Raw genomic sequence first — 14,314 nt, 5'->3', positions numbered from 1 at the left:
GCTGAACCAGATGGGGCTGAAAAAAGCCGTCCAGTCACAGTGCATCCCTGTTCGCTGCAGCTTCCCTCTTTAAGATGTGTGACCGGCTTTTCTATTCGTTTTTCTGATAAGGATCATTATGAAATACCTCTCCCCGCTGTCACCCGTTGCCAGCATGATTTTCGTCGTCCTGTATTCGTCACCGACTCTGGCGGAAGGCAGCCACACTGAGGCGGCTGCCGTCACCGAACAAATGACCGTGGTCGAGAAAAAAGAGAAACGTCAGCAGGATGTGCAGGCTGCAACCAGCGTGCTGTCCCGCGGAGATCTGCAGGATGCGGGCGTAGCGATGCTGGAAGACCTCAACACCCGCACTCCTAATATGCATATCCAAAAAGCCGGTGGTGCCAGCGAGAACTTTATCAGCATTCGCGGCATCGTCGGCCAGCGTCAGGTAGCAACTCCGGCCGGGATCGGCGTGTATATCGACGGGGTTAACTACCTCGATCCTCTCAGCACCCTCACTTATACCGATCTGGAAGATGTCGAACGCATCGAAATTCTGCGCGGGCCGCAGGGCACGTTGTATGGCCGTAACGCCGAAGCCGGGGTGATCAACATTCTGACCCGCAAGCCGGATGGATCCCGTCGGCTGTACGGCGAGATCACCAGCGGCAATAAAAACCTGCAGAAATACCAGCTGGGCGGCGAAACGGGGCTGATTGAGGATACGCTGGCGGTCAGCGGCAGCGCGATGTGGATGCAGCGCGACGGCATGACGCGCAACACCTATGTGAACCGCGACCTGACCGATCTGGAGCAGTACTTCCTGCGCGGTCGCGTGCGTTGGACGCCGTCAGAAAGTACCGAAGTGCTGCTTAACCTCGACGGGCACAATTCTACCGATGGCCCGCAGGATATGGCTTTCATTCCTGACGGCGACCGGTCCCAGGCTACCGCGCACGAAAACAGCTACAACTTCTTCGGTGAGCAGACCCATAAAGCAAAAGGCGCATCGGTACAGTGGAACCAGCAGCTGGACGGGTTGAGATTCACCTCGATTACTGCCGTACGCGATGCCCACGAACGCACGCTGGGTGAATCTGACTTTACGCAATATGACCTCTATGTCGGCGACTTTTTCTCCGATCAGCGGCAATACACCCAGGAACTGCGGCTGGCTTCAGATAACGACTCGCCCTGGCAGTGGATGGTCGGGACTTACTGGTTCCGCCTCAACAATGATTTTGGCCTGATTAACTATATCGGCGAAGACGCGGTGGACGAGGTCAGCATTCCAGCCACCATGGATATCGACAGCCGCGGGCGCTTTGTGAACTCGGGGACTTCGGTGTTCGGTGAAACCAGCTGGACCTTCGATAACGGCATCTCAGTAACCGGCGGCCTGCGCTGGGAGACCGAAACCGCCAAAAGCGATGAAAATGCCTCGATGCATATGCTGGGGATGACCCTGCTGTATGGCGAGTTCCACGGCGAGAAAACCTTCACCAATCTGCTGCCGAAACTGGCTGTTGGCTGGCAGGCCAGCCCTGACCTGAATTTCTACACCAGCGTGGCGAAAGGCGCACGCTCCGGCGGCTTCAACTCGGTGGCGCAGGTACCGGAAGGCAACAGCTACGATCCTGAAATCAGCATCAACTACGAAATCGGCGTGAAGTCCCTGTGGCTCGACAAACGGGTGATGCTCAACGCCGCCATTTTCCAGACCGATATTAAAGATCTGCAAATCGGGCGCCGCATCTCCGACGGCACGGTGATCACCACCAACGCCGGTAAAGCCCGTAACCGCGGCGCGGAAGTGGAGCTGCTGACCAAACCCTTTGAAAGCGACCTGCAGATTGGTGCGTCGCTGGGCTACGTAGAAGCGAAATATACCGACTATGACGATCCGCTGGCGGGAGCCAATTACAACGGCAAGCGCGTGCCGCTGGTTCCGCAGTACACCGCAGGCGTCTCCGCGCAGTATCGCATGCCGCTAACCAGTACGCTGGACGGATTTATCCGCGGGGAATGGCAGCACGTGGATAAAACCTACTGGAACGACAGCAACCAGTATTACGAACCGGCCTACGACCTCGCCAACCTGCGCCTGGGGGTGGAAGCCAGCGACTGGCAGCTCTATTTCTGGGCAAAAAACCTGTTTGATGCCAACTATGTGCGCAATGGGGCCGGGTCCAGCATCGCGCCGGGGATGATTGCTTCCTGGGGCGAGCAGCGCACTTACGGCGCCACGCTGCGATTTGAATTCTGATGATGGCAGAAAACTCCACGTCTGCTCAGCAGGGCGGGCGTGAGCTGTGGCGCTTACTCAAAGAATCACCGGGCAGCCTGTCTCTGAGCCTGGCACTGGGCCTGGCGGCTTCGGCGCTGTCACTCAGCCCGTGGCTCGGCGGTTTCTGGCTGCTGATGACCCTCGCCGAGCCTGCAGCGGCAGGCGGCAGCTGGCTGCGGATCCTGTTAGGGATCGCCGCCGGTACCGTCGCCGGGCGCGTGCTGCACTGCCTGTCGCTGTGGTTTTCTCACCGGCTGGCGTTTCGCCTGCAGGAGGGGCTACGGCTGCGCTGCGGGGCGCTGTTGCTGGCGTTGCCGCTGGCTTTTTTCTCGCGGAGCGATACTGCCCTGCTGCGCGATCTGATCCAGGAAGATATCGAAACCCTGGAGGATGGCATCGCGCATCTGGTGCCGGAAGTGGCCCAGGCCTGGGGCACACCGCTGTTTCTGCTGGCCGCGATGTTCTGGCTGGACTGGCGGATGGCGCTGGCCAGCATCAGCACGCTTGTCGTCGGCGGGTTGTTGCTGTTGGCGCTTTTCGGTAAGGGGGCCGCCACCATCCGCCGTTTTCATCAACGCAAACGCGAGATGTCTGGCGCTTTTAGCGAAGTGGTCGCCAGTCTGCCGACGGTCAGACTGTACAACCAGAGCGATCGCGCGCTGGCGAGGGCCAAACAGGCCAGTCAGCAGTATTACGACGATGCCGCAGTATGGATGCGACGCATGGCGGTGCCGGAAGGGATATTTCAGGTGCTACTCGGCACCAGCCTGGTGGTGGTGATGCCGTTGGGCCTGGGGCTGTACCACCAGGGATCGCTGGAGCTGAGTACGCTGATCTTCTTCCTGCTGTTTTCGCTGGGGTTAAGCAGCGTGCTGAGCAAAACCGTCGGTATTGCGCAGCGGGCGGCGCTACAGATGCAGCTGCTGGAGCGGATCTTTTCCCTGCTTTCCGAGCCGCAGCAGACCTGGCCCGACTGTCCGGCACCGCCGCCACTGGACTACTGCGTCACCTTTGATAACGTCAGTTTTGCCTGGTCGGCGCGGCAGGTGTTGAACGGGATCAATCTGCAGGTGCCGGCAGGGCAAAGTCTGGCCCTGGTCGGGGTCAGCGGGGCAGGGAAGTCAACGTTGGTACGCCTGGTGCCCCGTTTTGCAGATGTTACCAGCGGCGCGGTGCGTATCGGCGGGGTGGATGTGCGGCAGATGACAGCGCCACAGCTCAGTGCGCTGGTGTCGTGCGTGTTTCAGGATAGCTGGCTGTTCAGTACCTCGATCAGCGATAACCTGCGGATGGCCCGGCCCGAGGCCAGTCAGCATGACATTGAACAGGCGGCAAGGGCGGCGCAGGCCCATGAATTTATCCTCGCACTGCCGCAGGGCTATCAAACCCGGGTCGGGGCCAGCGGGGAACCCCTTTCCGGCGGCCAGCAGCAGCGGCTGGCGATTGCGCGGGCGATGCTGAAGGATGCACCGATATTAATTCTTGATGAAGCCACGGCCTGGGCGGATGGGGAAAATGAGCTGGCTATCCAGCAGGCGATAGGCCGCCTGAGCGCGGGCAGAACCGTACTGGTGGTCGCCCATCGCCTGCATACGCTGCAGCAGATCGATCAGATTGTGGTGCTGCATCAGGGCGCGGTGATAGAGAGCGGTACCCATCAGCAACTGATTGCGCGCCCCGGGCGCTATCAACGCTGGTGGCAGTTACAGCAAAATATTGATGCCGAAGAAAATCGGCAAGAAAGGGGCGTGGATGGCTATCGGTGAACTGATTCGTACTTGCCTCAGCGGTCTGAGCGCCCGCGAGCGGCGTGATTTCCAGCGGGCCTACCTGCTGCTGGCGCTGGATACGTTCCTGCAGGTGCTACCGGCGACGCTGGTTGGTTGGGTGGCGGCGATACTCTTGCAACGGGCGTTAAGCCTGCCGGAGATGCTGTTCTACGGCGCGCTGCCGCTACTGATCCTGCTGATACGTATTCCATTAACGCTGCAGATTCAGGAGCTGGGTTTCCGCAGCGGTTATCAGGCCGGTAAGGCGCTGCGCAATGCGGTACTGGACCGGCTTTGCACCTTGCCGTTAGGGGCGCTCCGGCAGTTCCGGCCGGGTGCAACGGCCGCGGTGCTGACGGAGGAGGTTGGGCTGCTGGAGAATTTTCTCGCCTGGCACGCAGCGATTCTCTATGGCTACCTGGTTAATGCCTGCCTGTTACTGCTGCTGCTCGCGGTTCTCGATTATCGTCTGGGTCTGCTGGCCCTGATGCTGGCCGTGGCCATGTTGCCGCTGCTGCGGCTGGCCGGGCGCTACGTGGGGGAGGTGCATCATCAGCGGCGGAACAGGCTGGATAGCCACAGTGAGACGATCGGCGAATTTGTTCAGGGGATGGCGGTGCTGCGGGTGTTTAATGCAGCGCAGAGCTTTAGTCAGCGCTATAACGCGGCTGTCACTGAACTGCGCGGTTTTGCCGACCGCACCGTCAGCCGGGTGATCCCGTGGCTGGGTGCCGGGCGGCTCTGGCTGGAACTGTCGCTGGTCGCGGTGATGGCGGCGGCCTTTGCGCTCTGGCTCGGCGGCGAGCTGGCAGAACGCCAACTGATTCTGGTGCTGATAGTGGCGATGATGCTGGCTGGCCCGCTGGATCTGCTGCTGGCGAATGCGGTGTTTTTCAGTATGGCGCAACAGGCACAGCAAAAGCTGCAGCCGTTGCTGAACAGCCAGCCGCTCAGTGAACCTGACCGGCCGCAGCGCCCGGTGGGTAACGCGATTCACTTTCAGGGCGTCAGCTTTGCATTTCATCGCGACAGACCGCTGCTGCAGGAGATTGAGCTGTGCATTCCCGGCGGTGAAACCGTGGCGATTGTCGGCCCCAGCGGCGCGGGGAAAAGCACATTGTTGAATCTGCTGGTACGTGCGTGGGATGTCGATAGCGGCGCTATTTGTATCGGCGGGGTTGATTTGCGGCAGATGTCACTGCACCAGCTGTTTGCCCTGGTGGCGCTGGTCAGCCAGCAGCCGGTATGGCTGCAGGACAGTATCATCAACAGCATCCGTATGGGCCGCCCCGGTGCGACGGATGAGGAGGTGATTGCCGCGGCGGTGGCGGCTCGCGCCGACGGATTTATCCGCGCGTTGCCGGAGGGTTACGCAACCCGACTGGAAAATGCACAGGGCAGCCTGTCCGGCGGCGAGTTGCAACGCCTGTCGATTGCGCGCGCGATGCTGAAGGATGCGCCCCTGGTGCTGCTGGATGAGATCACCGCGGCGCTGGATGCCGAAAACGAATCCGCCATTCATCAGGCACTGGCGCAGCTGGGTAAAGGCAAAACGGTACTGATGGTGGCGCACCGGTTGCACACTGTCATCAGGGCCGATCGCATCCTGGTGATGGATCAGGGCAGGCTGGTGGCCCAGGGCACGCACAGTCAGTTGCTGGCGGAATGTTCATTATATCAACGCCTGTGGGCCTGCCAGCAGCAGGCTGCACGTTGGCAGCCTCCCTTATCTACAGGTTATAACAATGAAAAAGCATAATATTTCCATGTGGGGCGCTATTTTCCTGCTTGGTGCGTTGTATGGCATCTGCATCGGTTTCACCGCCAGCGGCCTGCCGGTGATTGGACGCCAGCAGGGATGGTCGTTGGAAGCGATCGGGCTGCTGGCGTTGCCGTTTCTACCCATGGGGCTGGTGTTTTTGTGGGCCCCTAAGCTGGATAAACCCTGCGAAAAGTACGATCGGCGTCGGCGCTGGATGCAGCGCGGGATGATGGGCGTGCTGGCTGGGCTGTTGCTGGCCAGTCAGTGTGCTGGCCACCTGGTCGGTTTGGCCATGGCGCTGTTGCTGATTTCAACCTCGGTTGCCACGTTGACGCTGTCGTTTAATGCCTTGCTGATTGAGCGGCTGGCAAATCACCAGCTGCCGCGGGCTAAGAGTCTGCAGATGAGCGGATACTTTCTCGGTGAGGCTACCGGCGGCGGATTGCTGCTGATTTTCTATCCGCTGCTCGGCTGGGAACGGATGTTTTTCCTGATTATGCTGCTTTTCAGTGGCGGTTTTTTGCTGGTCTGTCTGTTGCCGTCCCCGCAACAGAAAAAACACCTGCCGTCTACACCCCGCATTCGCCACTTTTTCCGCCATCCGATGGCGTGGCGCCGGCTGGGATGGGTGCTGATGCTGGCACTGTCGTGCAGCATCGGGAATAACATGTTGCGGCCGTTTATGATTGACTACGGTTTCAGCATCACGGCTGTCGGGGCGATTATGGGCATTGTGGCCTCGGTGGCCGGTGCACTGGGGGCCTTGCTGATCGGCCTGCTGCTGTCGTTGTGGGGCCTGCGCCGGACGATGTGCATCATTTTGCTGCTGATGGTGGCAGACGGCGCGCTGCTGGGCACCGTGGTGAGCTATGGCGAGCACGCGTTTGCCATTACTGCCGTGCTGGCGATCGTCGGTAACGTGCTGTTCAGCGCGTTTTTTGTCACGCTAACGGTGCAGGCCATGCGCTGGGCTGGAGGCGACCAGCCAGGCACGGACTACAGCCTGTTTGAGTGCATGGCGTTTATTGCCGGGATCGTCGGCTCCGGGGTGGCCGGGGCGCTGGCGGGGGCAGCAGGCTTTGGTCATTTCTTTCTGTTGTGGGCGCTGCTGCTTTTTCTGGCACTGTTGTTGGCGGTGCCGCTCCACCGGCGGATCCAAAATGCGGAGGCGGCGATCTAACCCAAACCAGACCGACACTGTGGGGCGTTCAACCGCCCCCCGATGCCTCTTCCAGCAGCCAGCGACGGAACAGGGCAATCTCCTGTTCTTCACGCCGGGTTTCTTTCACCATCATCCACGTTGCGCGATCCACTTCGGCGAAGCCCAGGGGAGCGATCAGTGAGCCCTCCTGGATCTCTTTTTTCACCAAAATCTGCGGTGTCATAATAATGCCCATGCCGCTGCGCGCCGCCTGAATAGCCAGCGTCAGATTATCGAAGTGGCGTCCGGCCCAGAAATCGCCCCGAGCTCCGGTTTTTTTTGCCCATTCAGCCCAGGCGTGCAGCTTGGTATCGGCATGCAGCAGCGGAAGGGTGGCGAAATCGGTTTCATAGGTAAAGCGATTAGCGAACTCTGGCGAACAGACCGGACCAATATAATCGACGGTGATCAGCGTGGCCGCGATATCCTCTCCGACAGACTGTTCATGACTGACGATCAGCACATCGCAATACTCGTTACGTACGCGCTCAATGTCGACATGAGTTTGAAAAGTCAGGGCGATCTCCGCGTGGCGGCTGGTAAAACGGCTGATCCGCGGGATCAGCCACTGGGCAAGAAAGCTGGGGGCGCAGGAAATGGTCAGGCTGTGCAGGTTACGCGCGCGGATCTTTTCGCAGGTCGCTTCAATTTCGCCAAAGGTTTGTATACAGCAAACCTTCAGCCGCTCGCCGTCCGAGGTCAGCTGAACCCGGCCACCTACCCGCAGAAACAACGGTTTATCTAACCACTCTTCCAGCAGTTTGATTTGATGGCTGACCGCACTATGAGTTACGTGCAGTGATTGTGCAGCAAGGCTAAAGCTTTGATGCAGTGCAGCCTGATGAAAATAGCGCAGAGCGCGCAGCGAAGGAAGTCCGGACATAGCCCTATCCGTTAGAAAATCTCACATCCAGTGTCTGTTTATATCATTTTAAAGTCCAGCCGATTTTACCTACTCTGACCCCGGAGTTATCAGCAGCCCAATTGCCTGATAAAGAGTATTTTTTCTTTTAACTCCATATGCATACAGCGATATTTTTTCTTGTCAGCCGACGATTACGCACAACAGCTATGTGAAGGAAAGGAAAATGACAAATCAGTATTCCGTAAAACCACAGCTCGTCATGTTCACCGGTGGTCGCGATAGTACGCTGGCAGCGTGTTATCTGATGTTACAGGGTATTCCTGTACACCTCTGGTCAGGAAACAGCGGATGTTCACTGCATCGTGGCATTTTAGCGCATCGCGTTGATGAATTAAGAGGTCGTTTCGGTGATTTGGTCGTCGATCATACCGTCGCTGATATCAGCGGAGCGTTTCGCTCAATCGCTATTGAAAACCTGGAAAGTGACATCCTTAAGTACCGGAAAAATCTGGTTCTTTTAGGTGAAAAATTGGCTATTCATGCACATCTCGTTGATTTCTGCCATCGAAACGGTATTAACACCATTAATGACGGCATCACCCACTACCAGATGGAATTCCCGGAGCAGCGTCAGGTGGCGAAGGCATTTCTGGTGGAGATGATGGCTCAGTACGACATCAACTATCAATCACCCATCTATGAATTCGCCCAGTCGGCGGACGACGTGAAATACCGCCTGCTGCAATTGGGAATTTCCACTAAGTCGCTGGAAGGGATCAGTATTTTCGCCGACAGCTTCTCCACGCCTTCGGACGACGTGATCCTCGCCTATCTGCGTGAAAAAGCCCCGCTGGCGCAGAACATCGTCCGTTTCCTGTCTGGTGAAACCCTGCTGACCCCGGTGCTGAAAGCCAGCGCCGTTGCCTGACTCAAACCGCTAATCGTGGCGTAACCATCGGGTTACGCCACGCGGAGTTTGCTATGAAAGTTATCGTTAAATGCGCAGCCATCATCATCAACCAGCGCTCACTTTTGCTGACGCGTAAACGCGGTACCGAGATCTTTATTTCCCCGGGTGGTAAGCCGCTTGCCGGTGAAGATCATCTCAGCTGCCTGAAGCGCGAGCTTCAGGAAGAGCTGGGTGTACAGGTCAAAACCTTTCGTCCATTTGGCCTGTTCCACGGCCTGGCCGAATTTGAACAAACGGCGATTGAAAATCATGTCTATCACGTGGAAATCAGCGGCCAGCCGCGTGCGGGGTCTGAGATAGAAGAAATTGCCTGGGTGAACTATCGCCTGCCTCCCTGCGAGATCGCCGTGGGGTCGATATTCCGCGATAACGTGATGCCGCTTCTTTTCCAGCAAGAGTTAATAAATTGATGGATACCTCCTCACTTTCCCTTCAGTTACAGCAGGTCCACGGCGACCAGTTTTATAAGCGAGCGCGTATGCTGAGAGATGAACTCCGTGAAGAACTGACCCGTGTTTACCGCCTGGAAAAGTATGAGCTGTTCCTGGTCCAGTCGGTGCGGGTTGGATTGGTCATTCTTTCCCACCTGCTTCATAAACAGGAAACGACGCTGTGCCTTGCCAGGCATGCCCACTATCAACCGGTCAGCGAGCTGTTTAACTTTCCTAATACGCACTGTACCGGGCCGGGAACCGTGCCGATTATTACTCACGTCAATCCCTACACTGCTGAAGTCAACAGTCTGAAAGGAACGAAGGGCAAAGGGGTTGTTGATGCTTCCCACAGTTTCGCCACCTGCCGTCATGGCGAACTGATTGCTGACAGTTCCGTTTTTGTTGCGCCGCTGCATAAACATGCCTCACTGACTATCGGGCTGGCGATTATCGCCCTGCGCCCGGAAGACTTCAGTACCCTGATGCGCAGCGAACTGCTGCTGTTTGAGGAGTCTACCGCCTCTGATAAGCCGCTGATTGAAGCGCTGAACAATCTCCGTAGTCCCGACTGGCAGCCGTTCAATATGTCCAGTGTGGGAGCTATCAGCCTGAAAGACGTGGGCGGAATGGATTTTGATTCGCTTGGTAACGCGGGTGGCCCATTCGGCTGCTTTAACGTTCCCCCGCTCAGTGAAACATTGAAGAAAAAGGTGAAGGCGGCCGGGGCGAGCTATTTCGAACAAACCGGTACGCTGCGGCTTTCCTCCTGGGCTCGTGGAGACGGAAGTCAGCGAATTGATACAACGGCAGAAATACAACAACAGCTACAGGCCCTGTGGGAGGGGAAATGAAAAACGCACTGCCGGTGAATGGCAATCTGATTGGTATTATGGGTGGCATTATTCTCAGCACCGATTCGGTGTTTATCCGCATGATGGGAATTGAAAATTCGTGGCTGATCGTGGTGCTGCGCGGCATCTTTATGTGGGGCATGTGCCTGCTCGTATGGCTGCTGTGGCGGAAAAGTCGTTCAACGTTAGGCACACCCTGGCTGACCCAGGAAAATGCGCTGTCGACGCTGTTTTTCTGCATTTCCTCGGCCTGCTTCGTCAATGCGCTGAATCGCGGTAGTGTGGCGACCGTGCTGGTGATTATCTCCTCAACGCCGTTTATTTCGGCGCTGATTTCGCGGCTGTTCTTTAAGATGAACATTGACCGCAGCGTACTGATGGCATCGCTGGCGGGGATACTCGGCGTAGCGGTGGTTATGTCCGGTCGCGACGTGGGCCACAGCGGTATTGCCAACCTCTATGCATTGGGTACGGCGTTCTCCATGGCTCTGGCTTTTATCTTCACTTCCCGCGTCAGCGGTGGGACGGCCGGTCTGCCTTCGCTGGGGGCAATCCTGGCTTCGGTGGTGATTGTGCTGTGGTCCGGCAGCGATCTCCTCGAAAGTCTGAAAATGCTGACGCCGGCGCAGTATGGCTGGTCGATCGCAGAAGGCGCGCTGATTATGCCGCTGGCGATGGGATTGATCACATTATCGACGCGTTTTGTTTCTCCGGCCAATGCCGGGCTGTTTTTGCTGCTTGAGACGGCGCTGGCTCCGCTATGGATGTATCTGTTCCTGGATGAAATCCCTACTATTCATGCAGTTATTGGTGGGGCGATTATTATTCTGGCGGTGATTTCACAAACGGTTTATGCCCGTCGCCGAGTGGATGTGCAACGCTACGCGGATGCAGGATAGCCGCGCGCTTCCTTGTGGTGAGCGGCCCATTAATGTTATGTTCATACACTTGGATAAAGTACACATATAAGCAATTCGCAAGGGGATTTACGCAATGCGTATTATTCTGCTCGGGGCTCCGGGTGCAGGTAAGGGGACTCAGGCTCAGTTTATTATGGAGAAATACGGTATTCCGCAAATCTCCACGGGTGACATGCTGCGTGCCGCGGTTAAAGCGGGAACGGAGTTAGGTCTGAAAGCCAAAGAGATTATGGATGCTGGTAAACTGGTCACCGACGAACTGGTTATCGCGCTGGTCAAAGAGCGTATCGCTCAGGAAGACTGCCGTAACGGTTTCCTGCTGGACGGTTTCCCGCGCACTATCCCTCAGGCTGATGCCATGAAGGAAGCGGGCATTAAAGTCGACAACGTGCTGGAGTTCGCTGTACCAGACGAACTGATCGTTGAGCGTATTATTGGCCGTCGCGTTCATGCGCCATCCGGCCGCGTTTACCACGTGACTTTCAATCCGCCGAAGGTGGAAGGGAAGGATGACGTGACCGGCGAAGAGCTGACAACGCGCAAAGATGACCAGGAAGAGACCGTTCGTAAGCGTCTGGTTGAATATCATCAGATGACCGCTCCGCTGATTGCTTACTACAGCAAAGAAGCCGAAGCGGGCAACACCGCGTACAACAAGATCGACGGCACACGTAAAGTGGCCGAAGTCAGCGCTGAGCTGGCAAAAATCCTCGGTTAAGTTTGAAGGGGGCCGGTTAAATCCGGTCCCTTTTACAGCAATTGGTTTTTCCCCCGCAATTTTCCGTTAGAATGAGTCTCGTTTTCATCTCCGCTGATGCCATCAAAAGGAATAACAATGAGGCAAGATAAGCCAGGCGTACTGCTGGTCAATTTAGGCACACCAGATGCTCCGACCACCTCCGCAGTAAAACGCTATCTAAAGCAGTTTCTCAGTGATAAACGCGTGGTCGACACGCCGCGCTGGCTGTGGTGGCCGATTCTGAATATTGGTATTCTGCCGATTCGTTCACCGCGCGTAGCCAAGCTGTATGCTTCCGTCTGGACCGATGAAGGTTCGCCGCTGCTGGTGTTCAGCAAGCGTCAGCGCGATGCGCTGGCGGCGAAACTGGATATACCGGTTGCGCTGGGCATGAGCTACGGCAATCCCAGCCTGAAAAGCGCCGTGGATGATCTGATGGCTCAGGGCGTGAATAAGCTCATCGTCCTGCCGCTCTATCCGCAGTTTTCCTGCTCAACCGTCGCATCGGTGTGGGACGGTCTCAGCAGCGTGTTTGCCGGCTACCGCAGCCTGCCAACAGTGCATTTTATTCGCGACTACGCCGACCATCCGGCCTATATCGCCGCGCTGAAAGCGTCGGTCGAGCGCTCTTTTGCGCAGCACGGCAAACCGGATCTGCTGCTGGCCTCGTTCCACGGTATTCCGCAGCGCTTTGCCAATGAGGGCGACGATTATCCGCAACGCTGCCATGACACCTTTGATGCGTTAAAAACCGCACTGGGGCTGAGCGACAGCGAAGCGATGCTGACCTTCCAGTCACGTTTTGGCCGTGAACCCTGGCTGACGCCGTACACCGATGAAACCATGCAGGGCCTGCCCGCCAAGGGCGTGAAGCATGTGCAGGTGATGAGCCCGGGCTTCGCGTCAGACTGCCTGGAAACGCTGGAAGAGATCAACGAGCAGAACCGCGAATTCTTCCTGCACGCGGGCGGCACCCGGTTTGAGTACATTCCGGCGCTGAACGACGATGAAGCGCATATCGATATGATGCTGGAACTGGTTAATCAGTATCGCTAACTGACGAAGCGATCGGTCGTTTTTCACCGCCGATCGCCTCGTTGCGCAAATATGTTATGATTGCGGCCTGCTTCCCCTTCTGGTCCTGCAAAGATGAAATTCCCCGGTAAACGTAAATCCAAACACTATTTCCCCGTCAGCGCGCGCGATCCGCTGTTACAGGTCGCTCAGCCGGAAAACGAGGCTGCTAATAGCTGGATTGTGGGCATCGACCAGATCCTTGTTGATATTGAAGCCAAAGTGGATGATGACTTTGTGCGTCGCTATGGCCTCAGTGTGGGCCATTCGCTGGTGATTGAAGATGATGTGGCGCAGGCGCTGTATGAAGAGCTGATGGCTGAGAATCTTATTACCCATCAGTTTGCCGGTGGCACCATCGGCAATACGCTGCACAACTACTCGGTGCTGGCCGACGACCGCTCGGTGCTGCTGGGGGTGATGTGCAACCACATCCAGATTGGCAGCTATGCCTACCGCTACCTGTGCCATACCTCCAGCCGTACCGATCTGAACTACCTGCAGGGCGTTGACGGCGCAATTGGCCGCTGTTTTACGCTGGTGGGCGATAACGGCGAGCGTACCTTCGCCATAAGCCCGGGGATGATGAATCAGCTGCGCGCTGAAAGCGTGCCGGAAGAGGTGATTGCCGGCGCATCGGCACTGGTACTCACCTCCTATCTGGTGCGCTGCAAACCGGGTGAACCGATGCCGGAAGCGACCATGCAGGCTATCCACTATGCCAAAAAGCATAACGTGCCGGTGGTGCTGACGCTGGGTACCAAATACGTGATCGCCGATAATCCGCAGTTCTGGCGCGACTTTATGCGTGACCACGTATCGATTGTGGCGATGAATGAAGACGAGGCTTTCGAGCTGACCGGTGAAAGCGACCCGCTACAGGCATCGAATATCGCCCTCGACTGGGTGGATCTGGTGCTGTGTACCGCCGGGCCGAACGGCCTGTATATGGCGGGATTCACGGAAGAAGAGGGCAAACGCACCACGCGCCATCCGCTGCTGCCTGGTGCGATCCCGGAATTCAACCAGTACGAATTCAGCCGTGCGATGCGTCATCAGGACTGCACCGTACCACTGCGGATTTTCTCCCATATCGCGCCCTATATGGGCGGTCCGGAGAAAATTATGAATACTAACGGGGCCGGTGACGGCGCGCTGGCGGCGCTGCTGCACGATATTACTGCCAACAATTTCCACCGCAGCAACGTCCCCAACTCCAGTAAGCACGCACGCAGCTATCTGACCTACTCCTCGCTGGCGCAGGTCTGCAAATACGCCAACCGCGTCAGCTATCAGGTGCTGAACCAGCATTCACCGCGCCTGTCGCGCGGCCTGCCGGAGCGGGAAGACAGTCTGGAAGAGTCTTACTGGGAACGATGATACGAGGAGAGGGCAGGCAGGCCGTCTGCCGTCTCTGGCATTAAGCCGGTGTGATAAAAAAGGGACGACGCGAAGTC

General features: G+C 57.3%; 12 protein-coding genes. 11 read left to right on the top strand and 1 reads right to left on the bottom strand.

The window, feature by feature from the left end; all coding sequences use genetic code 11:
* The first annotated feature begins 118 nt into the window (after positions 1-118).
* From JOE09_RS08835 to JOE09_RS08820, 4 genes are read left to right on the top strand one after another with little or no spacing between them, the layout of a single operon-like run.
* The gene (locus JOE09_RS08835) at positions 119-2,251 is read left to right on the top strand and encodes a TonB-dependent receptor (RefSeq protein WP_205065509.1); all 2,133 of its coding nucleotides are present in this window, start codon (positions 119-121) and stop codon (positions 2,249-2,251) included.
* A complete protein-coding gene (locus JOE09_RS08830) occupies positions 2,251-4,038 on the top strand; it encodes an ABC transporter ATP-binding protein (protein ID WP_205065508.1) in 1,788 nt (595 codons plus the stop codon). The genes JOE09_RS08835 and JOE09_RS08830 overlap by 1 nt, the downstream gene beginning before the upstream one ends.
* Complete coding sequence (locus tag JOE09_RS08825) at positions 3,992-5,800, top strand: ABC transporter ATP-binding protein (protein ID WP_205065507.1); 1,809 nt, start codon at positions 3,992-3,994, stop codon at positions 5,798-5,800. The genes JOE09_RS08830 and JOE09_RS08825 overlap by 47 nt, the downstream gene beginning before the upstream one ends.
* On the top strand, positions 5,787-6,983 hold the full coding sequence (locus JOE09_RS08820; RefSeq protein WP_205065506.1) for an MFS transporter: 1,197 nt from the start codon (positions 5,787-5,789) through the stop codon (positions 6,981-6,983). Before JOE09_RS08825 ends, JOE09_RS08820 begins: the two co-directional genes overlap by 14 nt.
* A 28-nt stretch (positions 6,984-7,011) precedes the next feature.
* Here JOE09_RS08820 and JOE09_RS08815 read toward each other — a convergent pair whose 3' ends face one another.
* Positions 7,012-7,887, bottom strand: a complete 876-nt coding sequence (locus JOE09_RS08815; protein WP_105590838.1) for a LysR substrate-binding domain-containing protein — start codon at positions 7,885-7,887, stop codon at positions 7,012-7,014.
* A 205-nt stretch (positions 7,888-8,092) separates the two neighbouring features.
* Here JOE09_RS08815 and JOE09_RS08810 point away from each other — a divergent pair, with 205 nt between their 5' ends.
* The 7 genes from JOE09_RS08810 (at position 8,093) to JOE09_RS08780 (ending at position 14,237) form a co-directional block, all read left to right on the top strand.
* Positions 8,093-8,797, top strand: a complete 705-nt coding sequence (locus JOE09_RS08810) for a hypothetical protein (RefSeq protein WP_205065505.1) — start codon at positions 8,093-8,095, stop codon at positions 8,795-8,797.
* Positions 8,798-8,850: 53 nt separating this feature from the next.
* Positions 8,851-9,249, top strand: coding sequence for an NUDIX hydrolase (locus tag JOE09_RS08805; RefSeq protein WP_105590840.1), 399 nt, complete (start codon positions 8,851-8,853; stop codon positions 9,247-9,249).
* Positions 9,249-10,124, top strand: coding sequence for a DUF6024 family protein (locus tag JOE09_RS08800; RefSeq protein ID WP_200559999.1), 876 nt, complete (start codon positions 9,249-9,251; stop codon positions 10,122-10,124). Before JOE09_RS08805 ends, JOE09_RS08800 begins: the two co-directional genes overlap by 1 nt.
* A complete protein-coding gene (locus JOE09_RS08795; RefSeq protein ID WP_205065504.1) occupies positions 10,121-11,023 on the top strand; it encodes a DMT family transporter in 903 nt (300 codons plus the stop codon). The genes JOE09_RS08800 and JOE09_RS08795 overlap by 4 nt, the downstream gene beginning before the upstream one ends.
* A 94-nt stretch (positions 11,024-11,117) precedes the next feature.
* Positions 11,118-11,762, top strand: coding sequence for an adenylate kinase (gene adk, locus JOE09_RS08790; RefSeq protein ID WP_205065503.1), 645 nt, complete (start codon positions 11,118-11,120; stop codon positions 11,760-11,762).
* A gap of 117 nt (positions 11,763-11,879) precedes the next feature.
* The gene (hemH, locus tag JOE09_RS08785; protein WP_200559997.1) at positions 11,880-12,839 is read left to right on the top strand and encodes a ferrochelatase; all 960 of its coding nucleotides are present in this window, start codon (positions 11,880-11,882) and stop codon (positions 12,837-12,839) included.
* A 93-nt stretch (positions 12,840-12,932) separates the two neighbouring features.
* On the top strand, positions 12,933-14,237 hold the full coding sequence (locus tag JOE09_RS08780) for an inosine/guanosine kinase (RefSeq protein WP_205065502.1): 1,305 nt from the start codon (positions 12,933-12,935) through the stop codon (positions 14,235-14,237).
* Positions 14,238-14,314 lie beyond the last annotated feature (77 nt).

This window comes from Pantoea coffeiphila, assembly GCF_016909495.1.
Taxonomy (GTDB): domain Bacteria; phylum Pseudomonadota; class Gammaproteobacteria; order Enterobacterales; family Enterobacteriaceae; genus Erwinia; species Erwinia coffeiphila.
The sequence above is the reverse complement of the archived record's forward strand: the minus strand, read 5'-3'. Positions and strand labels throughout refer to the sequence as shown.